This is a genomic window from Staphylococcus schweitzeri, from assembly GCF_002902405.1.
GTDB classification, from domain to species: Bacteria; Bacillota; Bacilli; order Staphylococcales; family Staphylococcaceae; genus Staphylococcus; species Staphylococcus schweitzeri.
This window is the reverse complement of record NZ_PPQS01000026.1, coordinates 120,496-121,237: the sequence shown is the minus strand read 5'-3', so window position 1 is coordinate 121,237 and position 742 is coordinate 120,496. Positions and strand designations below refer to the sequence as shown.

The 742-nt window shown below is 26.4% G+C and carries 1 protein-coding gene; it reads right to left on the bottom strand.

All coding sequences use genetic code 11. The features are described from left to right. Positions 1 to 621 (bottom strand): tandem-type lipoprotein (locus tag CD116_RS05645; RefSeq protein ID WP_240625088.1); only part of this gene is annotated, 621 nt, incomplete at its 3' end. Positions 622 to 742 lie beyond the last annotated feature (121 nt).

Below are 742 nucleotides of genomic sequence, written 5' to 3'. Positions count from 1 at the left end.
ATCAGTAGGAATATTATAACGACTTCTTAATTGCTTAACATTTTCATCTTTATTGCTCATTTTAAATTTTGCGTCATAACTTGGAACATTCTCATTAATTGAGACATCACCATTGTTGTAGTTTTTCAATTCTTTAAGGTTTGCATATTGTCCGAAAAATTTAAAGTTTTCTATTCTCTTTTTTAGTTTTGGATCTTCTACCTTGTCTAATAAGATAATTTTATTATTTTTCATTTCAACTTTATAATTTTTTCTATCTGGGAATTTATCCTTTTCATAAAATGTCTTAACAAAATAATGTCCCTTTGCTGTCCGTGTATTTCTATCTAAGTATAAGACCATACCTTCATTACTTAATTCGTCTGCTTTATTACTTTTGGCAAAATCTGTATATATCGTCCACATACCTTTATCGCCTTTTTTAAACTCACCATCTCGATAGCCTTCTTTGTCATATAGTTCCTCGAGATTCTTAATTGGATACATATCTAACGTTTTCTCAAAGCTCTTTTTGATTTGTTCTTCTTTTTTCTGTTCATCTTTCATATTTCGACATCCAACAATAAAAATGATTAAAAGTAATACACTCATGTACAAAGCAATTTTTTTTATATACTTCATCATTTCACATCTCTCTGCTTTTATTTTTATAAATATTTGTATAGTTCATACAACCTATTAAAATAGTAATTTTTCTAACGTTATTTTTATATTAGTAATTATATTTATTTATCCTCACTTT